At 60.0% G+C, this 22,034-nt stretch carries 25 protein-coding genes and 3 pseudogenes; 14 read left to right on the top strand and 14 right to left on the bottom strand.

The window, feature by feature from the left end; genetic code table 11:
- The 3 genes and pseudogenes from NF876_RS37210 to NF876_RS37200 all read right to left on the bottom strand — a co-directional run.
- Window positions 1-199, bottom strand: a pseudogene (locus NF876_RS37210) (aminotransferase); the annotation flags it as partial.
- Window positions 200-204: 5 nt separating this feature from the next.
- Complete coding sequence (locus NF876_RS37205) at window positions 205-561, bottom strand: integration host factor subunit alpha (RefSeq protein WP_262272984.1); 357 nt, start codon at window positions 559-561, stop codon at window positions 205-207.
- A 149-nt stretch (window positions 562-710) separates the two neighbouring features.
- A complete protein-coding gene (locus NF876_RS37200; protein WP_262272983.1) occupies window positions 711-1,112 on the bottom strand; it encodes a hypothetical protein in 402 nt (133 codons plus the stop codon).
- Between the two features lie 526 nt (window positions 1,113-1,638).
- On the opposite strand from NF876_RS37200, the gene NF876_RS37195 reads away from it, so the two are divergent.
- Window positions 1,639-2,199 (top strand): TetR/AcrR family transcriptional regulator, encoded by a 561-nt coding sequence (locus NF876_RS37195; RefSeq protein WP_262272982.1) that lies wholly within the window; start codon window positions 1,639-1,641, stop codon window positions 2,197-2,199.
- Between the two features lie 411 nt (window positions 2,200-2,610).
- On the opposite strand, the gene NF876_RS37190 is transcribed toward NF876_RS37195, so the two are convergent.
- The 3 genes from NF876_RS37190 to NF876_RS37180 all read right to left on the bottom strand — a co-directional run bounded on the left by NF876_RS37190 (window position 2,611) and on the right by NF876_RS37180 (window position 4,631).
- Entirely contained in the window at window positions 2,611-3,642 is a 1,032-nt protein-coding gene (locus NF876_RS37190) for an IS110 family RNA-guided transposase (protein ID WP_262272981.1), read from the bottom strand.
- A gap of 357 nt (window positions 3,643-3,999) precedes the next feature.
- Window positions 4,000-4,218, bottom strand: a complete 219-nt coding sequence (locus NF876_RS37185) for a dodecin (RefSeq protein ID WP_262272980.1) — start codon at window positions 4,216-4,218, stop codon at window positions 4,000-4,002.
- Window positions 4,219-4,373: 155 nt separating this feature from the next.
- A complete protein-coding gene (locus NF876_RS37180) occupies window positions 4,374-4,631 on the bottom strand; it encodes a hypothetical protein (protein ID WP_262272979.1) in 258 nt (85 codons plus the stop codon).
- 702 nt (window positions 4,632-5,333) lie between these two features.
- Here NF876_RS37180 and NF876_RS37175 point away from each other — a divergent pair.
- Window positions 5,334-6,341, top strand: a complete 1,008-nt coding sequence (locus NF876_RS37175) for a phasin family protein (protein ID WP_315975111.1) — start codon at window positions 5,334-5,336, stop codon at window positions 6,339-6,341.
- Window positions 6,342-6,916: 575 nt separating this feature from the next.
- Here NF876_RS37175 and NF876_RS37170 read toward each other — a convergent pair.
- Window positions 6,917-7,141 (bottom strand): DUF3563 family protein, encoded by a 225-nt coding sequence (locus NF876_RS37170; protein WP_262272977.1) that lies wholly within the window; start codon window positions 7,139-7,141, stop codon window positions 6,917-6,919.
- A gap of 133 nt (window positions 7,142-7,274) precedes the next feature.
- The gene (locus NF876_RS37165; RefSeq protein ID WP_262272976.1) at window positions 7,275-7,565 is read right to left on the bottom strand and encodes a hypothetical protein; all 291 of its coding nucleotides are present in this window, start codon (window positions 7,563-7,565) and stop codon (window positions 7,275-7,277) included.
- 456 nt (window positions 7,566-8,021) lie between these two features.
- Here NF876_RS37165 and NF876_RS37160 point away from each other — a divergent pair, with 456 nt between their 5' ends.
- Window positions 8,022-8,291, top strand: a complete 270-nt coding sequence (locus NF876_RS37160; RefSeq protein WP_262272975.1) for a DUF6894 family protein — start codon at window positions 8,022-8,024, stop codon at window positions 8,289-8,291.
- A gap of 222 nt (window positions 8,292-8,513) precedes the next feature.
- On the opposite strand, the gene NF876_RS37155 is transcribed toward NF876_RS37160, so the two are convergent.
- From NF876_RS37155 to NF876_RS37145, 3 genes are all read right to left on the bottom strand, one after another.
- Entirely contained in the window at window positions 8,514-8,717 is a 204-nt protein-coding gene (locus tag NF876_RS37155) for a helix-turn-helix domain-containing protein (protein ID WP_262272974.1), read from the bottom strand.
- Window positions 8,714-8,983: a hypothetical protein gene (locus NF876_RS37150; protein WP_262272973.1), complete on the bottom strand. Its 270-nt coding sequence runs from the start codon at window positions 8,981-8,983 to the stop codon at window positions 8,714-8,716. Before NF876_RS37150 ends, NF876_RS37155 begins: the two co-directional genes overlap by 4 nt.
- 190 nt (window positions 8,984-9,173) lie before the next feature.
- Window positions 9,174-9,923 (bottom strand): proteasome-type protease, encoded by a 750-nt coding sequence (locus tag NF876_RS37145; protein ID WP_262272972.1) that lies wholly within the window; start codon window positions 9,921-9,923, stop codon window positions 9,174-9,176.
- Between the two features lie 316 nt (window positions 9,924-10,239).
- Here NF876_RS37145 and NF876_RS37140 point away from each other — a divergent pair, with 316 nt between their 5' ends.
- The gene (locus NF876_RS37140; protein WP_262272971.1) at window positions 10,240-10,410 is read left to right on the top strand and encodes a hypothetical protein; all 171 of its coding nucleotides are present in this window, start codon (window positions 10,240-10,242) and stop codon (window positions 10,408-10,410) included.
- Between the two features lie 182 nt (window positions 10,411-10,592).
- On the opposite strand, the pseudogene NF876_RS37135 reads toward NF876_RS37140, so the two are convergent.
- Window positions 10,593-11,544: pseudogene (locus tag NF876_RS37135) on the bottom strand (IS630 family transposase).
- A 985-nt stretch (window positions 11,545-12,529) separates the two neighbouring features.
- Between NF876_RS37135 and NF876_RS37130 the strand changes: the two are divergent.
- From NF876_RS37130 to NF876_RS37110, 5 genes are all read left to right on the top strand, one after another.
- Complete coding sequence (locus tag NF876_RS37130) at window positions 12,530-13,561, top strand: ABC transporter ATP-binding protein (RefSeq protein WP_262272970.1); 1,032 nt, start codon at window positions 12,530-12,532, stop codon at window positions 13,559-13,561.
- Between the two features lie 41 nt (window positions 13,562-13,602).
- Window positions 13,603-14,886 (top strand): ABC transporter substrate-binding protein, encoded by a 1,284-nt coding sequence (locus tag NF876_RS37125; RefSeq protein ID WP_262272969.1) that lies wholly within the window; start codon window positions 13,603-13,605, stop codon window positions 14,884-14,886.
- Between the two features lie 71 nt (window positions 14,887-14,957).
- Window positions 14,958-15,836 carry an ABC transporter permease gene (locus NF876_RS37120; protein ID WP_262272968.1) on the top strand — a complete coding sequence of 293 codons (879 nt, stop codon included), beginning with the start codon at window positions 14,958-14,960 and terminating at the stop codon, window positions 15,834-15,836.
- Window positions 15,837-15,840: 4 nt separating this feature from the next.
- Window positions 15,841-16,743: an ABC transporter permease gene (locus NF876_RS37115; protein WP_262272967.1), complete on the top strand. Its 903-nt coding sequence runs from the start codon at window positions 15,841-15,843 to the stop codon at window positions 16,741-16,743.
- Window positions 16,744-16,747: 4 nt separating this feature from the next.
- Window positions 16,748-17,479: an aspartate/glutamate racemase family protein gene (locus NF876_RS37110; protein WP_262272966.1), complete on the top strand. Its 732-nt coding sequence runs from the start codon at window positions 16,748-16,750 to the stop codon at window positions 17,477-17,479.
- 28 nt (window positions 17,480-17,507) lie between these two features.
- Here NF876_RS37110 and NF876_RS37105 read toward each other — a convergent pair whose 3' ends face one another.
- Window positions 17,508-18,326, bottom strand: coding sequence for a transglutaminase-like domain-containing protein (locus NF876_RS37105; protein WP_262272965.1), 819 nt, complete (start codon window positions 18,324-18,326; stop codon window positions 17,508-17,510).
- Window positions 18,323-19,276 carry a transglutaminase family protein gene (locus tag NF876_RS37100; RefSeq protein ID WP_262272964.1) on the bottom strand — a complete coding sequence of 318 codons (954 nt, stop codon included), beginning with the start codon at window positions 19,274-19,276 and terminating at the stop codon, window positions 18,323-18,325. Before NF876_RS37100 ends, NF876_RS37105 begins: the two co-directional genes overlap by 4 nt.
- Window positions 19,277-19,591: 315 nt before the next feature.
- On the opposite strand from NF876_RS37100, the gene NF876_RS37095 reads away from it, so the two are divergent.
- The 5 genes and pseudogenes from NF876_RS37095 to NF876_RS37075 all read left to right on the top strand — a co-directional run.
- Window positions 19,592-20,119: an AAA family ATPase gene (locus NF876_RS37095; RefSeq protein ID WP_262272963.1), complete on the top strand. Its 528-nt coding sequence runs from the start codon at window positions 19,592-19,594 to the stop codon at window positions 20,117-20,119.
- Window positions 20,120-20,155: 36 nt separating this feature from the next.
- Entirely contained in the window at window positions 20,156-20,458 is a 303-nt protein-coding gene (locus tag NF876_RS37090; RefSeq protein WP_262272962.1) for a helix-turn-helix domain-containing protein, read from the top strand.
- Between the two features lie 98 nt (window positions 20,459-20,556).
- On the top strand, window positions 20,557-20,838 hold the full coding sequence (locus NF876_RS37085; protein WP_262272961.1) for a hypothetical protein: 282 nt from the start codon (window positions 20,557-20,559) through the stop codon (window positions 20,836-20,838).
- A 636-nt stretch (window positions 20,839-21,474) separates the two neighbouring features.
- Window positions 21,475-21,813 (top strand): HU family DNA-binding protein, encoded by a 339-nt coding sequence (locus NF876_RS37080; RefSeq protein WP_262272985.1) that lies wholly within the window; start codon window positions 21,475-21,477, stop codon window positions 21,811-21,813.
- Between the two features lie 30 nt (window positions 21,814-21,843).
- A pseudogene (locus NF876_RS37075) lies at window positions 21,844-22,034 on the top strand (IS701 family transposase); the annotation flags it as partial.

Below are 22,034 nucleotides of genomic sequence, written 5' to 3'. Positions count from 1 at the left end.
ACGCCGAGTAGCGGTCGGTGCGCGGCTTGCCCACGGTCTCGACGAGCTTGTCGATCACGTGCTGGGGAGCCTGAAGGTCCGGATTGCCCATCCCGAGGTCGATGATGTCCGCCCCGTTGGCGCGGGCCGCGGCCTTGATGCGGTTGACCTGCTCGAACACATAAGGAGGGAGGCGCTTAATCCGGTAGAAATCAGGCATGGGTCTCATTCCGTTGCCACTTGAGCCGACACAAGGGGTACATCACGCCGCCGCAGGCGCGGCTTAGGCATGCTGCCGTTGATGCGGGATTTCAGATGAGGTGAAGCGCTGAAGGTCAGCGATCGGCAGGGCTCGATCGGCACCGCTTCTTGGGTTCTAGGATTGCGGCCGACACGCTCGGTCTTGTGGCGCACGGTGAAGACGCCAAAGGCCGATAGCTTTACGCCCTCACCTGCTACAAGCGTTGCGCTGATCTCCCCGAGCACCTGTTCGACCAGCTCAGTGGTCTCGGCCCGGGAGAGGCTAACTATGCCGGAGACAGCCTTGGTCAGATCGGCCCGGGTGATGGTCCTGCCCAGCATGAGGATTCCTTAGTGCCGATCGTTCACTTAAGAAAAAGGCCGCTGTTGCCAGCGACCTGAGGTGCAGAGGACATCTCCCTCTGAAGGGAACGACGCCGCAGGGTAGAGAAGCGACGGTTCGAAAGACTGTTACCAAAATGCGGCCATTCTTAGTATGAAATTTCAACAACGTGCTTATGCGCGTAACGCATAATCAACGGGCAGATTGGCGAATAGGCTATGATAGATATGTCGTAACGTATTAATGACGGGAAGTTTGTGTGGCTGAAGATGGCCCAGCCATCACGGAAGATCTTTGCAACACTGGCGCTGTTATGAGATTGCAATCGCTGGTTCTCACGCAGGGCGTCTTCCAGTTCCCAAGACAGTTGTGAGGGGCTTGGTGTAGACCAAGCGCTGGTGCCATGGGCACCAGCTTGAACCTGCCTGAGTCTCACTGCCGCAGAAGATCGCTTTGGTCTGCCGTCCGAGACGATGAAGCGGCATTGCCGCGCCTGCAACTTGAACAGGGTGGTGCGAGTTTGCGGGGACGGTTCGCTGATCTCAGGCATGGCTCTGACATCCGGAAGAGGGCCAGAGGGGCAACCCGATCAGGGCTCAGACGAGTTCCGTGCCGGCGTGAGCTATCCACAGCTTGATCGATAACACGTCGGATTAAAGAGGTCAGCGCACGGCGAGGCTGCCGAGGAGCCTTGCTACGGCAGCTGGGCGCACAGAGTGATGATGGCAATCGCTGCTGAAGCCGCCGCGGCCGACAGCCAAAGATCGATGGCCTGTGGCCATTGAGAGACAAGTCGCTTCAGCAGGGTACGATTCAAACGGTCAGGTGAGGAGCAATGGATGGCTGAGAACGGCATACTGCCCAGCCGTAAATCCGGAATGGCCGATCCGGTTCCCACAGCGCATCACATTTCAGCAGTGCAATGTCTCACGTTGCCAAGGTAAGCCTGCGCATGAACGAGAATACATTCCAACCTGTTCCCTTCCAACCTGACCTCTCTATCATGACAGAACCCCGCCGAGACCTCTAGCGGCTGGTCACGCACTCACCGTGACGCTGAAAGGCTGGACGCTGATATGGCGAATGCACCTCGTCTGGATGAGTTGAGCGCAAGGATAGCGATGTCGGGACGGGTTCGAGGCCGAAAGAGCTCCCGCGAGAGGATTCTCGACGCGGCTGCGGAGCTGGTGAGCGAGATCGGGTCGGGACGGCTGACACTGGACACCGTGGCCGAAAGAGCTGGTCTCAGCAAGGGTGGGCTTCTCTACAACTTTCCCACCAAGGACGCGCTGCTCCAAGGCATGGTCCAGCGCCTTGTCGACGAGGTTGCGGCGGAGCGGGAGGCACTCCGCGTTCAGGCCGCGCCCGGGCGCAACCTCGAAGCGCGCCTGTGCACGGCGGCACTGCTCAAGCTGCGTCAGGGCAGGACGAAGGAGGTCGCCAATGGCATGCTGGCCGCCTCGGCCGAGAGCCCGCACCTGCTAGATCCGGTGCGTGAGGTCATCAGGGCGAACCTGGAGGGACTGAAAGCGACGTCGGATGATCTGGATGCGGCGCTGCTGGGCTGGCTGGCCATTGAAGGCCTTCTCTATTCGGCCGGGTTCAGTCAAGCGCTTCCGATCTGTTTGGCCCCATAAACATGGCTTCTCTTCTCTATTCGGCCGGGTTCAGTCAAGCGCTTCCGATCTGTTTGGCCCCATAAACATGGCTGCCCCGCGGGCTCTCGCTTCTCTCCGGAATCAGCGCAACGGCTTCTCTTCTCTATTCGGCCGGGTTCAGTCAAGCGCTTCCGATCTGTTTGGCCCCATAAACATGGCTGCCCCGCGGGCTCTCGCTTCTCTCCGGAATCAGCGCAACGGCTCTTCCACTATGGGGTCAGAAGAATGAAGCGGAACGATCTGAACAGCGTCCTTTGTGCCTGAGGCGCAAGGAACATACCTTTATGCGGACTCGCTTCATTCATCGTCCCGCGAGGGACAGCTCTCCGCCTCGGGGCGGAACCCTTGTCGTTCTGCCTGGCTCGGACGCTTGTCGTCGGCCAGACGCACCTACATCGCCTGAGCTTCCCTCGTCCAACGGAACTCAGTGCCATCACACCAGATCCGATGCAAAATGGTCGCCAGCCGGCGGGCGAGCGCGATGACCGCCTTTCCCCGCCCGCGCCGCTGGGCCACCTTCATGGCCCAGGCTTTGAGCCAGGACCAGCGGCTGGCTCGGGTCAGGATGATCTGAGCCGCCTCAAACAGCAGCGTTCGCATCATGGCATCGCCGCACAACGAGATCCGGCCGACCCGGCGGCTTTCCCCTGACTGATCCAGGACAGGTGTCAGCCCCAAGGCCGGCCCCACCGCCTTGGAGTTCCGGAACCGGGCCGGCGTGTCGATCGTCGCCACAAAAGCCAGGGACACCACCGGCCCCACGCCCGGAACCGTCATCAGGCGCCGGCACACCTCATCAGTGCGGACCAGGGCGAGCAGCTTCCGGTGCAGGGTGGCAAACTGCTCGCGCAGCTCGCGACGGGCCTGCAGCAGCGGTTGGATAACCTCGATCAGATCGGGCATGCTCTCGATGAGCTCATGGATGCGCGCCTCGAACCGAACCGCTCCCACGGCCCCGACCTTGAGCCCGAAGTTGCGCAACAGACCGCGGATGTCGTTTTCAACCGCAAGGGCTTTCTCCTGCAGGAGCTTGCGGGCGGTGAGCAGGGCTCGGCGCTTCTGGCTTGCGAGCGTCTTCACATGGACTGGGCGGAAGAGGTTGACCCGCATCATCTGGGCGATGCCACGGGCATCGTTGCGATCGCTCTTGTTCACCTGCGCCTTGAGAAAGGCTTTGGCATGGCGCGTCTCGATGCACACGACAGGAAGCCCGGCTGAGGCGAGTCCCTCGAAGAGCCATTGGGAGAGCGGCCCCGCCTCGAGACCAATCCGCTCGAGGTGCCAGGCGGGGTCTTGCAGAAGCTGCAGCAGGTCCTCGGGATGAGAGACGACCTTGATCTCACGACAGATCTTTCCCGTCTCATCAACGATGCACACCGAAGTCTCTTTGACCGAGACATCCAAACCCGCATAGTGTTTCATGCTGCGCTTCTCCTACTGAGGCCTGAGGCCGCTGCGAACGATCCTCGTTGTACCATCAGCCTGCAGTGCAGCACCTCACAAGGAATCGAGGGCTCCGGCGGCAGGCCGAATACCCCATCTGAACAGCCTTGAGATGCATGACCTCAGCCCATTTTCGGAGAAGGAGCACGAGCAGGTCGTCCAGGCGGTCAACCGCCTGCTCCTCAGGGGAATCGCTGAGGAGTGCCCCTAGGCGCACAGCGGACGAACGAGTTGCGTTGGAGGTACGGCGTCCGTCTTTCGTGCTGTTTGAGACGGAATAAATCCCTGCCGAGTACCATCGCCGTCATGAGCGCAGAAGTCGTCTCGTCTCACCTCCTATGGCCCTTCGCCTCCCAGCGTGAAGCCGGCCTTGAGCACAACCTGATATTGGTAAACCACGCCATTCTCCACGTGCCCACGGGTTTGCACCACCTCAAACCAGCGCAGGTTTCGTAGGGTCTGGTCCGCCCGCTTGATGGCGGTTTGGATCGCATCCTCGATGCTGCTCGTCGACGAGCCCACCAGTTCAACGATCTTGTAGACGTGATCGGACATCGTACGCTCCCATCGTCTTCGGGAGAGCAGAAAGAGCCGAGGGCACAATCTCCTAGTGTACCGATGCTTCGTTAGCTGGTTCGCTTGCATCTTGGACGAACTTGCCGACGTCGATGCAACGAAGTTCACACTCCAGGCCGAATTCAGATAAGATCTCAGAGCGCCGCGAGTTGCTGCATATACGGCTGTCGCCTGATGCGGTACTGCTCCTTGAGCTTTATAAGCAACCGAGCCTTCAGCGTCGCGCCGAGCGAGCTTCGGCTGAGGGCCGCCCGCTCGAGCTCATATTCCAGGTCGAGGTCGACGAGCACGTCGATCGGCGCTTGCCACGGGACCTCATCCTCGGCCCCTCTCACGCAGGCCGATGACGCCTCACCGTCCCTGCAGATTTTGTACTGTTCTCCAGCAGTCATGCCTTGCTTCTCCCGTCTGCCGCATTCCACAACAGTCACATGCGACTGGCTGATCTCGCCTCAGCTTGTCCTAAGTGGCTTCTTCCAGGGAGCAAATCGCGATGAAGACGCAGACTGCACCAAGCAAAGGAATGAGTTCGCTCAACACCGACACTATGACTACCTCACAACGGTTGCGGCCCAAGCTCACCCCCTCAGCTGGAACACTATGCATCAGGAACGAACTGGCAGTGGAAAAGGATTATCCTGGAAGGCTCTCAATATCGGCATGTGGAGCCTCAATTTTGAGCATTGTGCCAAGCAAATGGTCTCACTGATCTTCTTGGTGATTGTGACAGCATTCATCAGCTCTCAAGCCCCCATCGGCTGCCTCTCTTCCCGGGACATCCGATGATGCATCAGCTCCGACATAGCTGCAGTGTGTAAGCCAGCTAAAGGCTGACAGGGCCTGGAACCTCAAGCGGCCTCGCGGACTTGTCCTGCATCAACAAGGCCAAGAATGGGTCGCCTTGTAAGAGCGGCCACTGATTAGGGACGCACGCCCTCGAACCCCAGTAGTGCGATAACGCCAGATGACCAAGGCGGCCATGCCGTAGTGCCGCGCCGATCCTGAGTTCTGCGTCACGCTATTGGTTCTGTCGACATATCAGTGTCACAGGATGTGGTCCAAGCTGCAGTGCTTGCGACCGTCTCTTCCTTAACATGCGAGGGATTATGACGACGAATGGGCGAGTCAGCCGAGTACCCCCGGACAAGGCGAACGAGCTCTTCGAGAAGCTGCTCGCGACATCCAGCAATGCGATCAGAAGCCGCGAGCGGCTGTTGGCCGAGTTGAAGCAGGAGTTGGACCTCCTCGCGACCCTTCAGGAAGAGCACCTCTTTCCGGTCCTGCGCCGGCATGGACGTCTGGATCTCCTGCAGGAGGCTCTTACCGCCAACGAAGAAACGAATGCACTCCTGGCCGAGCTGGAGCGCCTGCCCAAAAACAGCGCTGAGTTTATCAGCCAAGTGACGGAGCTGCGGACACTGTTCCAGCAGCACATCCGTGACGACAGGAGGGAACTGCTTCCGGCCGTGCTCGAGGTGCTGAGCGATGAGGAAGCTAACGCCATAGCTGAGACGGTGGAGGATGAAATGGCGAATATGGACGATACCAAACGGTTCGAAGCGCGCTGTGCCCGCGAGCAGGGTGAAGCCGTGCAGCGGGTCACGGAGGACGTGGCAGACACGCTGCGGTCTAACGTTGAAAGCGCCCAGACCATGGTGCAGGCCATGCAGGAGGCGGTGGAGACCAGCCTCAGCGCATTCTCCGAACTGACGCGCCGCTCGACTGACCGTAGTTTGCTGACGGTCGACCGCTCCGACGGTGTTGCTCTGGGGTTGAGCGAAGAGGCGGCGGACAACCTGCGGGCTGTGGCCCAGTCCGGCACGGCCTTGGTGCGTGGATTGCAAGAGGTTTCACGCGAAGTGGCGGATCGCGGACAAAAGCGCCTGCAGCGGAATTTGGACGGCATGCACGCCCTCGCCCGATGCCGGTCGATGACGGATCTCGTCGAGGTGCACAGCTCGCTGCTGCGGGACAATGTTGAGCAGACGGTTGAGAACAGCCGGCGCTTTGCGGAGCTCACGCTTCAGATGGCCGACGAAGCCGCACGCACCATGACCTTACGGGCCGAGAAGGCCACTGCGCGGGTCAGCCGGGCTGCCTAATGACTGAACTCATCGTGTCCGTCGGCCGCCGCTGCGAAACAGCCCGGCCGGCGGGTTGACCTGAAGTATGCCGTTGCGGCACTCCTTCTGTGTTGGTCGACAGATACTTGGTGCGACTGTACCGACGGCTGCAGGTGGGGTTGACCTGTTGCGCCCGCAGTTGCTGTAGCCAAACCACCTCTGCACGATCCTGAGATACGCTGCGAGGATCACACAGGATTGCTGACAGAGGTGAGACGCATCAACCTCAACCAGTCATACTGCGGCTCTCCTCCACTGAGGCCATAAGTCGAGTGTTTATTTACGCCCCTGTGGTCAGCTTATGCTCGTGCAAGCTCATGGTGTCATGTAATCCGTTCGGCCCCTTGCTCTCTTCTTACCACGTACAGGAGCATGCCATCTTCTGTGACAGGAAGGATGCTCACCACCTCGAACAGACGTCCTGTGCCTCTGACGCGGACGAGCTGACCAACCACGAAGGCAGATTGCATCACGCGCTCCACGCTGAAGCGGGTGGTGGATAAAGCTCGAGCACGAACAAGTCTGGATCGTTACCGGATGACTTGGGGCACGGATCAGAAATGGTGCAACGATCCGCGTCTTGGCCGATCCGGACGATCGAGTTCCCGGATTCGGAACTCCAGCTCATGGATGTCTGCCGCTGATGCGAGATGCGCCGCATCGCGCTCTTCATCTGTGGGTGCAGGCTGATGGCGGATCCAACCCAGATGACGCTCGATAACCAGTGGCAGCGACAGTTGACCAAGGGAGGCCAGCTTGCAAAGCGTGTATAAGACCATGTCATGGCTCCTCTGAATGCGTCCGGAGCCCTCTGGCGCTTCCTCTGCAGCCTGCGTGTTGGTGTGCGCTCTTTCGTGTGCTCGCGCTCTCGTCGGATGTCTCAAGCGATAGCAAGCTGGCGTAAAGGTTCCGTTACGAAGACGCTGAAGGCCCGCGTGGACTACGCCGTTTGACAACCACGATCTCAGGCTGCCGTCCTCGGGCAATCTCCGGCCGACTTTGCCTGGTCTGCGCCTGCACCATCAGCACGCGGCCTCGGACCTCATCTTCTGGCATGCCAATCAACTGTGCCGCGATGGCAATCTGACTATCGACCTGGTCTGTCAGGCCCTGCGCCGCCGCGATGGCCTCATCGAGACCAGGAGGATCATAGCGTGTGCGCCGCAGGCTCCACGCGGCAGGAGTGCTATTCTTGTGACCCATGGCCCTCTCCCCGGCACCTGACAAGCTAACGAGGAAAAAGGCGATTTGTGCGATGCACAATTGTCGCAGCCGACGTTCACCGGAATTGTGAGTGAAGGTGAGTGGCAGACGTGCCAAAGGTTCGCTTGGACGTTCCGATCTCCTGGTGAAATTGCGCCGAAGTCGGCGAAAATCGAAATCAGACGCCGAGGGACAGTGGTGGAGTCGTTCGCATACACATTGTTTGCCATGGCTCCGGCAAGATGCGGGTTCCGGGCGCGTGGCGTATCAGCTCGAACAGAGACTCTGGTGCCGTTGGTCAATGGCGTCGGGGTGGTTGGAGAGCTTCCTCTCCGCTGATGCCCTGGCTGAGGGCTTTTAAGACAGTACCCTTGGCCAGGACGCTCGGGCGCAGACATACGGAATAGCGGTTGAAGATCAAGACAGAAGAGGGGCTGGCCGACAGGAGAAGGTGCCATGGCCCGCTACTGTTTCGATGTCCAGAGCGGAATGCCACCTGTGCGCGATGACGAGGGCGCCGAATTCGACAATCTCGATGCGGCCGTGCAGGCAGCGGCCCGATCGGCGGCTGAGATCGGGACGAACCGCTTGGCGAAGGGCGACACCAGCGATGTCGTCATCGAGGTGCGGGATGAGCAGAACCAGCGGGTCTGCACGACAACCGCGTCGATGCGGATCTACCGCCACGGCCCACCGGATCGGTGGCCGCATTCCCGGAGTGCGTAAGCCACGCAAGGCCCTCGACAAAGAGAAGCGCCCCGCGTGAGCAGAGGCGCTGAGTTCCAGAGGGAGAAGACAGCCCCAGCCCTCCACACCTGGACACATTGAGAATGCCTCATCTGCTGCACGGTGGCTGTACCCGGGAAGACACACGGGCGCGCATCCCGCGATTGACCTGTGCCTCGGCTGAAAGTCATATGAGCGAAATGAGATGGATGAGGAGATCATTCAGGGGCGCTGCTGGTCAGCTCTCTCATGCACTTTCTTCAGAACCGATTTCACATACTCCCGGACGAGCGGTGTCGCCAGGCCAAGCTCGCGTGCCATCGTGTCGATGCCGGCTCCCTCGCCCAGGCGCCGCAACACGGTAGCTTCCATGGTGGAGAACCGGCAGACTTCCGGATCGGGCAATCTGATGATGGCTGCCGTCATGCTCGGCCGCCCAGGAGCGCCGACAGTTCCCTGACGTAGTTCTCCCGCCGCTGCAGGTGCCTGGCCTTGAGCATCGTTAGGGTTCGATCCTTCACATTGCTGTTGGGCAGAGTTCGGCGCAGGTTCTCGCGCTCCCGCTCGTATTCGTCATCAATCTCCCGCAGAATGGAAAGCAACGATCGCACCAGGGGATGATCCTCACCCGATGCGGCGGAGCCTGCGCTGCTCTGGCTGCTGATCAAACGGCTCTCGGGCTGGTCGCTCACCTCCGGCCTCCATGACTGCTGTCCTGCCGATTGGACAGTGGCAGGAATATAGGTGGCTTGTCTGTCGGCAAGACGACACATCAGGGCCGATCAGGCCGGCTTGATCGATGTTTCGGCACAAAGCCGAGCGGATGAGCACAATCTGCTTCGGGAAGCCGCGCCGAAGCAGAATGTCACCAGCAATCTGCATTCATGACGGCTCGCGTCCATAGGGCGGGCGTGGAATGCTTTTGTGGGCGGCGCGCAAGGCGGCGGACCAGCGCTCGCTCAAGTCATGAAAGTAAGGCTCGCCCGGCTCGATCCGGTGGAGCACGTCGAAGGCGAACGCATCGCGCCGGGCAATCGCCAGATCGATGGGAAGCCCGACTCCGATGTTCGAGCGCATGGTCGAATCCATCGAGATCAGGCTGATCTTCAGGGCCTCATACAGATCCGTGTTGTAGCGAACGGCCCGATCCAGAATGGGCTTGCCGTACTTGTGCTCGCCGATCTGAAGGTAGGGAGCGTCCGGTCCGCAGCGGATGAAATTGCCGGCTGAGTAGACGAGGTAGAGCTCCATCGGCCCGCCCGTGATCTGCCCGCCGAACAGGAACGTCACATCGAACCTCAGGTTCGCCTGCTCCAGGGCTGCCTGCTCCATTGTCCGGACTTGCCGGATGGCTCGGCCGATCAGCAGGGCAGCCTGGAAGAGCGTCGGAACGGTGGACAGGGTTTCAGCCTCGCCGGTCTCCTCATGGCGGAGCCCTTCGGTCAAAAGCCCCAAGACAGACTGGGACAGGGACAGGTTGCCGGCACTGGCCAAGACCAGAACGCGCTCGCCTGGCATGGCGATGGTCGTGAGCTTGCGGTAGGTGGAGATGTCATCGAGCCCTGCATTGGTGCGGGTATCGGCGATCAGCACCAGGCCCTGCTCTACCAGAACACCGACGCAGTACGTCATGGACGGCCCTCATCTGGTCCACCAGCCGTCAGAGAATGCCGAGCCTGATCCTGTCATGCAACAAACGTCTGCATCTTGGGGTTTGGCTCTCTCGGAGCAAAATGGGTGCAAGAAAACAGCAAGCTAAACTGTAAGGGAGTCTCTTGCTTTCGGTGTAAGCTGAAGTATTGCAGTCGTCGCGCCGGGCTCCGAATCGCTTGCACGAGCCGCAAGTGACCGATGAAAATTTAGGCTTGCTTGTCGGTTGCTTCGGCGCGAAGGTCCGCGGGCGACGCATCTGCTGCGTTGCAGAGGCGTTGCCGATAGGAGATGCGCCATGGCGAACCGTCAGCAAGACCAAGGCAATCAGGGCCAGGATCGGAACCAGCAGAGCCAGAACAACCAGGGCCGGAACCCACAGGGTTCGAATCAGAAGAACCAGGGCCAAGCCCGGGATCAGCAGAACCAGGGCCGGAATCCGCAGGGCTCGGATCAAACCCAACGCTGACCGCTCGTGGTCAAGCTGGCACGGCTCCTCGATCCGGGTGAGCCGTGCCTGTGGAACGAGATCGATCAGCCATCCTCCCAACGCTGCAATCCCGCGCTAGCGGCAGGCCTTTTCGGGCATTGAGGCACACTTCTTGCTTAGCCGAGGGAACACTTCAGCTCTGAGGCTAGAGCAACGGGCATTCAGACGGATCCATATCCGGCGGCAGTGAAGTAGTTACGGCATGCCTCGGGAGCGACCAGATCACAGATATCGCCGATAGCGCGCCAGAGCGCGTCGAGCGTTCGGGCATCAACCCGGCGCAGGTGCGATTTGATCTGGGAGGAGGCCTGTTCAATGGGATTGAGATCGGGACTTTAGGGTGGCAAAAACAGGAACCAGGCGCCCCTTTGCTTGAGACACTGCGCGGCTATCTCACTCTTGTGCGCCGGCAGGTTATCCAGGATCACCACATCGCCTGGCGACAGCGTCGGGGCAAGCTGGGTCTCCACAGAGGTCTCAAAGATCTGCTGGGTCATCGGCCCGTCAATTACCCACGGTGCTGTCAGCCCATAGCAGCGCAGACCCGCGATGAAGGTCTGGGTCAGCCAATGGCCGAACGGCGCCTTGGCATACAGGCGCTGCCCCTTGGGACATCGGCCGCGCAGGCGGGTCATCTTGGTGGAGGTGCCGGCCTCATCGACAAAGACCAGCCGGTGCGGCTCCTGGCGCATGCGCGGCTGACGCTTCGTGCACCAATGATCGCGCGCTTGGCGCACGTCGACGCGTCCTTGTTCGCTGGCCCGCAGCGTTTTTTTGGAAGCGGTAGCCTTGGTGGCGGAATCAGTGCGAGATTGAAGCGGGCGTGACCTTGGTGCCGAGGACCAGGAGTTCTACGGCCAGTTGCCGCATGGTGATGTCACCCTTCTCGGCCACACGCTGAAACAGGAACTCGCGATGCGGGTCGAGCTTGGAGGAGCGCCAGCCGCCCTCCGGCTTGGGCCCCAGGCTGCCGCTGACCCGATAGACCGCCATGAGCCGAACCACGAAGGCCACCGAGACGTCAAAATGCCGGGCAGCTTCATGGCAGGAGTGGCCCACCTCGACAAAGCGCGCCACCCAGCGGCGCAGATCCAGCGAGTAGGACTTGGTCATCGTTCATCTCTTCCCAGAAAGAGGACTGGGAGGAGTGAGTCATAAAGCCGCCACGTCGTATAGCCCCAGCGACTCCGTCAAAACTGCCGTTGCTCTAGCATGCTGAACTTTCTCCGGCCCTAGCTCGACACCCTGAACAAGGCCGAGCGCGATCTCAGGCAGCAAGACTACGTTGTCGTCTATGGTGGAATGACATCCATCATCGTCCCGATCAGCTCAGGCGAGCGGACGCCACGGCTGCCCAACAAGCCCCTGTGGCTGTGGGGGGCGGCTCCAGCGGCTTTGGGGCTCTGATCAGAACCCCAATCCTGTTTGCCATGCGAGAAATCCACGGCATCGACGGCAACGCGGATCGCTCCATCCGCGCGATGGCAGCCTCCCGGCACAGGACTTTAGAGCATTTCTCAGCGACGTGGATCCGGTTCGCCGTCAAAAATGCGGCACAGCCAAGAAGAGAGGTGATTCCACACCAATGGAAACAGCTCTAGCCTATGAGACGTGGCTCAAGTAGGTGCTTACGGGAGTTACGGCGCTCCGGCTGAGAGTTAAAGCGAACCTCTCTCGGCTGGAGCGTTTCGTTTTAGGCTCGACTGTTCCGAGCCGTGCCCCATCCTACCGCGCTCCTAGCGGGCGGCTTGTGTCGGTTGGCCATCACCTCAAGCCCACTCAGCTGTCTGTCGACGACAGACAGCCACATGCATGGGTTCGAGTTTCAAGCGGACTTCAAGTGGGTCTGGAAGTGCCACAAATGACTGCATGTCGGGCTGACGCCTGATGCGGCATGCTCCTTGAGCTTTGAGAGCATCGGCGTCGTCAGCGTAGCGCCGGGTGAGACTCTGCTGAGGACTCTGCCATCCATTGATGACCATCGTAGTGCGAAACGTATAGGCGGATGCCTATTCTTTAGTCATTGGAAGACTACAATTGGACCTGCAACGAACTGGCTAAGTAACAACAGAGAAAGCTATACACTTGATGCTGGATTATGGCAGCGCCCGAGGTATCAATGGTTCAAAAGGCCAGCCGTGGCGAAGTTGAATTCGTTCAAACGGTAAAGGCATATGGAGCCTCTGTTGCGGTTGCCGGTATCGACCTTAGGATACCCGCTGCGACGTACTGCTGCCTGCTAGGCCCATCGGGATGCGGGAAGACCACAAGCCTGCGCATGCTAGCTGGGCATGAGGCGGTTACCTCGGGCGACATCCTCCTCGACAATGCGAACATCACCCTGATGCCGCCAGCCAAGCGCGGAACGGCAATGATGTTCCAAAGCTACGCCCTATTCCCACATCTCACAGTGGTCGAGAACGTCGCCTTCGCCCTCAGAATGAAAGGTGTGCCGAAGGTCGAGCGCCTCATCAAGGCGCAGGAGATGCTTAAGATCGTTGATCTTGAGACCTACGCTGAACGGCGTCCTTCACAGCTTTCAGGCGGGCAACAGCAACGCGTTGCGCTTGCGCGCGCCTTGATCACGCGCCCATCCGTCCTTCTTCTCGACGAGCCGCTCTCGGCGCTCGATCCATTTCTTCGCCTGCGCGTCCGAGGTGAGCTCAAGCGACTGCAGAAAAGCCTCGGCATCACTTTCGTGCATGTAACGCACAGCCAGGATGAGGCCTTGGCGCTCTCGGATCTCGTGGTTCTGATGAATTCCGGTAAGATCGAGCAGAAGGGCACGGCCGAGGATCTGTTCACCCGCCCGAGAACAGCCTTTGTGGCGCGGTTCATCGGGGCTCATAACGTCATTGATCTCGGAGACCGTGCGATTGCAGTCAGAATAGACCGGACGATGCTGCGACGAGATGGCTCGGCGGATGCAACGCGTCGCGAAGTCACGGTCAGAACCGTTGAATACGCTGGAACCAGCTTCTCAATCCAGCTCGTCGATGACCGCGGCAGCGAACTGGCCGCTCTCATATCCGAGCATAGCTTTCGCGCCACGCCTCTCACCGAAGGCGAGCGTGTGCTCGCCTCATGGGCTCCCGCAGATGCTCATGTCCTCGAAGGTGGAGCCCGGTAGGCGATCAAAGTCTAAACCCAAACAGGGAAAAGGGGAATACAATGAGGAAGAGAGACGATGCGACGAACCTGTCTCGCCGGCAAATCCTGAAAGGGGGTGCAGCGCTTGCAGGCGCGGCCGCCGGAACGGCCATCACGGGCTTTCCGGCCGTCATTGCAGCCGAGCCCGTGACGCTCCGGTACCTTTCGACCGCGACCAACCAGTCCCCTGCCATCGCCGAGAAGGCCGCCAAAGATCTCGGGATCAAGATCGAGTACGTCACAGTCACAACCGACGACGTGACCAAGCGCATCATTACGCAGCCAAACTCTTTTGATTTGGTCGACACGGAGTATTTCAGCCTCCGTAACCTGATCCCGTCAGGAAACCTGATGGGCATGGATGCAAAGAAGATCAAGCTCATTGACAAGCTCGCGCCGGCCATCACCAAAGGCGAGATCGGCGGCAAGAAGATCGGCCTTCAGGGCACGGCACCTAACAAGGTGATGTATCTGGAAGGGCAGAACTCAAAGAAGTTCGCTGCGTCTCCCACAGAGTGGATCACCCTGATCCCCACCACCTACAATGCCGATACTCTCGGCATCCGACCTGACCTGATTGGCCGTCCCATTGAGAGTTGGGCGGAACTCCTGAACCCACAGTTCAAGGGCAAGGCCTCAATCCTCAACATTCCATCCATCGGCATCATGGATGCTGCTATGGTCATTGAGGCATCCGGTAAGCACAAATATGCCGACAAGGGCAATATGACGAAGGACGAGATCGACCTCACGATCGCGACCCTCATCGAAGCCAAGAAGGCTGGACAGTTCCGCGCCTTCTGGACCGACTTCAACGAGAGCGTGAACCTGATGGCATCGGGCGAGACAGTGATCCAGTCGATGTGGTCGCCCGCTGTCACGGCCGTGCGCCTCAAGAACATTCAGTGCAAGTTCCAACCGCTCAAGGAGGGCTATCGTGCCTGGGCATCCGGCTTTGGCCTGCCGAGGACCCTCAAGGGTAAGGAACTCGACGCGGCCTACGAGTTCGTCAACTGGTTCCTGTCGGGTTGGGCAGGCGCCTATCTCAACAGGCAGGGCTATTACTCGGCAGTGCTCGACACCGCGAAGGAGAACATGGAGGCCTACGAATGGGCCTACTGGATGGAAGGCAAGCCTGCCGAGAAGGACATCAAGGGCCCCGACGGCGGCCTTTTGGAGAAGGCAGGTGCCGTCCGCGACGGCGGCTCCTACAACGAGCGCATGGGATCCGTGGCGTGCTGGAACTCGATCATGGATGAGAACGCTTATATGGTCCGCAAGTGGAATGAGTTCATCGCGGCCTAAGCAAAGCATATTCCAGCATGGCTGAAGCCCTTCAGCCATGCCTCTTCTTATCCACGACTGACAAGCAGGCGATGACTCATTACGCGCGTTGGACCTCCTACTGGCAGGCCGCACCCTTGGCGGCGGTGCTCCTCCTGTTCTTCGTTTTGCCCCTCGTGGTCACCTTCATCGTCAGCTTCTGGAGCTATACGGGCTATTCCATCGAGCCGGACTTCATCTTCGACAATTACCGCGATGCCTTCGATCGCTGCATCGTCGCCCTGCCTGATCTCTGCACCACGTTCCGCACCTATCTGTCGACGCTCCGGTTCTGCCTTGCTGTGTGGCTCCTCACCCTGGTGATCGGCTTCATCATCGCGTATTATCTGACCTTTGAGATACGCACCACGACCATCCGCCTGGTGCTCGCTCTCGTGTGCACCATCCCGTTCTGGACCTCGAACGTGATCCGCATGATTTCCTGGGTTCCCCTCCTGGGGCGGAACGGCCTTGTCAATCAGGCCCTCGTCGGTGCGGCCATCATAGATCAGTCGCTTGACTGGCTCCTCTATTCCAACTTCTCGGTGCTGCTCGCATTCGTCCACCTCAACACGGTATTCATGATCGTGCCCATCGCAAATTCCATGTCGCGCATCGACAGGTCGCTGGTCGAAGCAGCGAGAGACGCTGGCGCGACAGGATGGCAAATCCTTCTGCACATCATCATTCCGCTTTCGAAGACGGGCATTGCCATTGGGTCGATCTTTGTCATCACGGTCGTCATGGGAGATTTCATCACCATTGGCATCATGGGCGGGCAGCAGATCGCGTCCGCCGGCAAGGTCATCCAGACCCAGATCGGCGCGCTTCAGTTCCCGATCGCAGCTGCAAACGCGGTGGTGCTGCTTGCGCTCGTCCTGATGATCATCGCTACGCTCATCCGCTACATCGATATCCGGAAGGAACTTTAAGACCATGAGCGAAGGTCGATCCCGCAGCTTCTATGTCCTGTCGTTCCTCTTCGGGCTCTACGTGCTGTTCCTCTACGGGCCGACACTCACTATCGTGGCTCTGTCGTTCCAGGGACCGGGAGGGGGAATGACGTTTCCCATGAATGGGGTGTCCCTCCACTGGTTCCGCAACCTCTGGGCTGGCATCGGCGTGCCTTACGTGGTTGATGCGCTTCTTAACTCTCTCAAACTCGGGGCGTTCGTTACGGTCCTGACGGTTGTGATCTCCCTGATGGCGGGTTTGGCCTTTCGCCGGAGTTTTCGAGGGCAGAGCGTGCTGTTCTATACGGCCATCGCGAGCCTGACCCTGCCTTCCATCATCGTGTCCCTTGGTATTGCTCTCGAATTTCAGATTATCGACCAGAGTGTGAAGGCGGTTGGCGACGCTTATGAGATCGGCGCGATCCAGAATTCTTATCAGACTGCCATGGGCCTTATGTCGTCCGGTCTTGGAGCGCACCTGACATGGACACTACCTTTCGGCGTGCTGATCATGTTCGCAATCTTCAACCGCTTTAACAGCGCCTACGAAGAGGCGGCCCAAGACCTCGGGGCCTCATCCTGGCAGACTTTCATCCATGTCCTCGTGCCGATCATCGCGCCTTCCCTCGCAGGCGTCTTCCTCTTCGGGTTCACTCTGTCATGGGATGAGATCGCCCGGTCAAGCCAGGCGGTCGGGGCGGACAACACTCTCCCGCTCACCCTGCAAGGTCTGACGACGACCGTGACGACGCCAGTCATCTATGCCCTCGGCACGGTAACAACAGGGATCTCGTTTGCGGTCATTATCGTGACCGTATCAATCGTAGTCTTGTTACAGAAGCGGCGCTCGCGACACGGGTCCGATGCCGGGAAAGGCTTGGTCTGACAATATGCGGCTTCTCCTCGTCAATCCCAATACCACCTCCTCTATGACGCGGAAGATCGAGGCCGCGGCCCTGGCTGTTACCCATGAAGGAACGACGCTCTCGGCGGTCAATCCGCTCGATGGCCCTTCCTCCATCGAGGGATATTTCGATGAGGCCTACAGCCTCCCGGGCTTGCTGGGTGAGATCCGGAAAGGCGAAAAGGCGGGGTTCCAGGGTTATGTGATCGCCTGCTTCGACGACACGGGACTGGACGCGGCCCGCTCGCTCGCAATTGGTCCGGTGGTCGGGATCGGGGAGGCAGCGTTTCACTGCGCCAGCCTCATCGCAGGGCGCTTCTCGGTCATCACCACATTGGCGCGGTCCGTGCCGGCCATCGAGCACAATCTCGCGAGATACGGCCTGGCCGCACGGTGTGCTCGGGTTCGGGCATCCGATGTTCCCGTACTGGCGCTGGAGGATGCGACCAGCAATGCGCGAATGCGAATTTCCGACGAGATCGAAGCGGCCAAACGCGAGGATCGCTGCGAGGCCATCGTGCTGGGCTGCGCCGGCATGGCGGATCTTGCCGCCGACCTTTCAGCACGTCACGGGCTGCCGGTTCTCGACGGCGTCGCGTGCGCCGTCAAGCTTGTAGAAACCCTCGTAGGATTGGGCCTCAAAACATCCAAGTTCGGAGGGTATGCCCCTCCCCTGTCGAAGCATTATGGCGGCCGGTTTGCCGCCGATGGCTTCTGATGGATCGGCGCAACTCTTTCTCGCCCAATCACTCTGAGGTGTCGCGGACTTCGTCTGTCGTGACGGAGAAGTCTGCCAGGAAGGATGGGCCGAAACTCGTCGAGATTGCCACGTCGGTCGCGTCACGCCCCGTAGCCATCAGGATCCGCCCGGTTCTCGGCGTATTGTGACGGGCGTCGAAGGTGTACCAGCGGCCGTCCAGGTAGGCTTCGAACCAAGCACTGAAGTCCATCGGATAATCCACCGGCGGAATACCAATATCGCCCAGGTACCCCGTGCAATACCGCGCCGGGATGTTCATACAGCGGCACAGGGTGATGGCCAGATGAGCAAAGTCCCGACAGACACCAACCTGATCGGTGTGTCCCTGGCAGGCCGTCCGGGTTGCACATGCATCCATATAATCGAATCTGATCCGGCCATGCACATAGTCACAGATTGCCTGAACACGCGCCCATCCGCCCCCGATGCCGCCGAAGAGACGCCAGGCGGTATCCGAGAGGTGGTCGGTTTCGCAGTACCGGCTCCCGAGCAGATAGACCATCACATCGTCTGGGAGGTCCTCGACAGGCTGCTGTACGGCCTCTGGAACGGCTGGATCGTGCAATCCGGAATCGCGGATCAGGAAGTCCGTTGAAAGCTCGAGTCGTCCGGCCGGCGCAAGCAACCGGGTACAGATGTTGCCGAAGGCATCATGATACTGCCTGAACTCGACCAGGGGGTCACACACGAGGTCATCGGGCGTGATGAGATCCGGCTGCCGCGAGGGATGCACATGCAGCATCAGGAGCATTGGAGTCGGTTGCGGGCACTCGAAGGTGATCCGATAGCCTGCGTGAATTTTCATCGCGCGCCTTCCGGATCGGAGAGGCAAGGCTCACTGTCGGGCGCGGTTGTCCTGCCGGCGCGTCGAGCAGCCCTGTCCTCTGAGGCGATCACGTTCACCTCGACCGTCATCCCGTCGAAATCACCTGGCTCGCCCGTCCATGTGCCGGAGAGCGGCACGGCCTGCCGAGGATCGCGGGCCACGGCGATGCGGATGAGGTCGCGATTGCCGATGATGCCGTTGGTTGGGTCGAACTCGACCCAGCCGGCGCCAGGCAGGTAGACCTGGCACCAGGCATGCGTCGAGCCGCCACCGACATGGCCGGATCCGTCCAGGCTCGGGCTGTAGATGTAGCCGGACACGAAGCGGGCCGCGAGCCCGAGCGCGCGCACGGCCTCGATCATCAGGATTGCCAAGTCGCGGCAGCTCCCGCGGTTGAGCATCAGGGTCGTCAGGGGATCCTGGATCCCGGTTTCCGGGCGCCTGTTGTAGGTGAAGCTCTCCTTGATGGCGTGGGTGAGGGTCATCAGGAGTTCACCGGTGCGGGTTGAACGTCCCTGATGCAGAAACTTCTGAACCCAACGATGAATCTGGTGATCTGGGTCGAGATACTGCCGCTCCATAGCCCGCGTCAGATCGGGCATCTCCTCTGCGCTGTAAGCGAAGGGGTAGGTCTGGGCATAGTCCTCCATTTGAAAGTCGGGTGCATTCAAGGGCAGATGATCAAGGCGGATGTTGCTCTCGAACCGCAGTTCGGACGCCTCTTTCGTGAATCGGGCAATGGCGACGCAGTTGCCGAAGACATCATGGATCCATCGCAAAGCACTTGGAGCCGGGTCGATCTCGATCCGGGCTTCCAAAAGCTTCTGATCATAGCTGTCGCGGGGCCGGAACATGATGCGGTGCTCGCCGAACGAGACGGGCTGCATATATCGATACGTTGTTACGTGCCGGACCGCGAGAAGGGTCATCTCATCCGCCACCCAGGAAGGCAACTGGAAGATCCAGAGGCCTTACCGTTCCAGGCCTCCTGCCGGCGAAGAGTTTAGGATCAAATGAACTGGACGAGAAAGCCCATAGTTTAGGCTTTCTCGCCACCTGCATTATCGCAATCGAGGAGCCGCCCGGGCGACGCTCACCGATGAGTTTTGCCCCTCCAGTATCAGGGATAAATTCCGGCCCTGCGGAGGAGTGAACTTGCCGTCTGTCCAACTCTGGCTTGTTCTGTGCGTTCAGTGGACTAAGCTTCTGTGCGTGCTGGTGGGTAGGACCAGATGATGCGATCCTTGGAGCGCGTCCACATCTTCGGAGCAGCAGGCTGCGGCTCATCGACGCTCGGGCGAGCGCTTGCCCAACGGCTGGTGTGTCAGCACGTGGACACAGACGATGTGTATTGGCTTGCCACTGTTCCGCCTTATCAGACCAGACGAATGGCGGCCGAGCGGGTCCGGATGCTGGTGGAGGCTACCCGTTGGGCCAGGCACTGGGTGCTGTCTGGTGCGATCGTCGGCTGGGGTGATGCCTTGATCCCGACCTTCGATCTTGTGGTCTTTTTGTACGTTCCTGCAGAGGTCAGACTGGCCCGCCTTCGTGCGCGGGAACGGGAGCGCTTCGGACCCGCGATTGAGCCTGGCGGCTCCATGTATGAACGGCACCGGGCCTTCCTTCGATGGGCCGCTGGCTATGATACGGGTACCAGTGGGCGAACACGCGAGACCGACGCCAGCTGGCTGGCGCAGCTCAGGTGTCCCGTGCTTCCCATGACGGGCGAATGCCCAACCGATGCTCAGGTCAATCACATCTTGTCATTGTAAGGTTATTGTCTTGAGAGCAGCAGAGGTACGGTCCTGATGCACGAGGGTTCGGTCACACCCGCTCAGTTGCGCGCCGGACGGGCGCTCCTTGGTTTGTCTCAGGCCGAGCTCGCGGAGCGCGCGAGCGTGACGGTTGAGCTGACCGCGGAGGCTGAGGCCGATGGAGAAGCGGGTGCCTCCGAGGCCGCCGTGGCTGCTCTTCAAGCTGCCCTTGAGAGGCATGGTGTGATCTTTCTCGCTGCCGATGGGGGAGAAGGGCTTGGAGTCCGGCTACGGCGTACCGGGCCACCGGACGAGGGGCTGCGACCGGATCAGCTGACGAGCGACAACGGCATCTGACACAACGGCTCAAACAGCCGCCCCTGCCAGCACATCGGTCCCTGTCCGAAAGCGCGGGGACATGTCAGTTTATGTTTCGTCGTGCTTAGGAGCTCCTGATGACCTACCGGGTCCGGTGGCAACTCGTCGGACGGTCCGGGCAGCCGCTGGACAGTGGCTGTGTGGGTGAAGGCTTTTGCGCCTATGGCGACGCAGTGGCGGCCGTAGTCGAGTTCCTGCAGCCTTACCCGGCGGTGCGCCGTTGCCCGGCCGAGAGCTACTGGCTGGCGCGCCGCTCGCACGAGGCTGATCTGGCCGTCTGGATTTGGATTGAGCGTCTTGAGATTGAAACGGCCGCACCTGCCGTTTGCGAGAATGACCCGCGCTGCATTGTAGCCTGAAGTACCAGTGAAGCCGCCGGCCGGATGGGTGACCGAGCCTATATGTGCAGTCCTCTCAGCGGTGCCCGGGGACAACGTAGAGAGCACCGAGACGCAACGAATGGATGCAGTGTTCAGGCCCTGCACAAGAACCTTAGGTGAGAGGAATATGGCCGCCTTCTCCGGCCAACCTCTTGCCGAGCGCAGCAATCATCGGTTTCAGGTGAAAGCTGTCCTTTGGATCGCCCCCACAGGCCAGCCAGATTCCTCAACGGTTTCTGCGTCTCCGCGGTTGCATTGCCGATGGAACAGGCCTCCTCCTCTCACCCTCGAAGATAATTCCCGGCAGTGCAATGGAGAGGATGCTCACCACGTTCACCACCGTTGTAGTCTCGCAGCACCTTGCTGGTCTAGATCGAAACGAGTGCGGAGCAGATGCTGGCCAACGCGTGTGCGCTTCACGAATTTCAGACTGAGCTGATAATCCTGACAACGGTCATGAGTAGGGATGAAGCCTCATGGCACGGAGATCAGACACATCGACTGTACTGATGCTGAGAGTATGAGATCTTATAGCGACGGATGATGGCGTGACGACCCCTCAGTATGCTGACAGCCTTCAGAAAGGGTGACGCCACAACGAAGAACTCCGCCACTATGATCAAGTCCGAACTGATCCAGAAGCTCGCCAAGCACGATTCGCAGTTATCGCGGCATGATTTCGAAAAGATCGTGGATGCCATCCTTGGCGCCATTCGAGATAGGCTTGCCCGAGGTGATCGGGTTGAGCTGCGTGGTTTTGGAGCATTCACGCTGCGCACGCATGCTGCTCGGATAGGCTGCAATCCGCGCACCAAAGATCCGGTTTCTGTTGCCGAGAAACTCGTTCCTGCCTTCAAGTCTGCCATGGAGATGCATCAGCGTCTCAATCCCACAGCACTCTGGAGCCCGAACAGAATCGTATCTAGCACTACAGTTGCGGGTTTAGAGCTCTAACTACCTCCTGATCTGACCCAGGAGGCTGCCATGACGGGTGTGGCGATCGAGCAGATGCTCGAGCTCTGGTGTGTGGAGTTGCGTCAGGTCAAAGCCGATCTTCAGTCCCTGTTTGCTCATCCCAGTGTCGGCGCCTCGGCGGCCGCCTTCCTCGATGGGGTGCTCGGGCCGGAGCGGCGCAAGACCGGCTGGATGCGGGCCGAGGCTGCGGGCGACTCGGG

It is taken from the genome of Microvirga yunnanensis (genome assembly GCF_025460875.1).
This window is presented reverse-complemented; position numbering and strand designations above follow the sequence as displayed.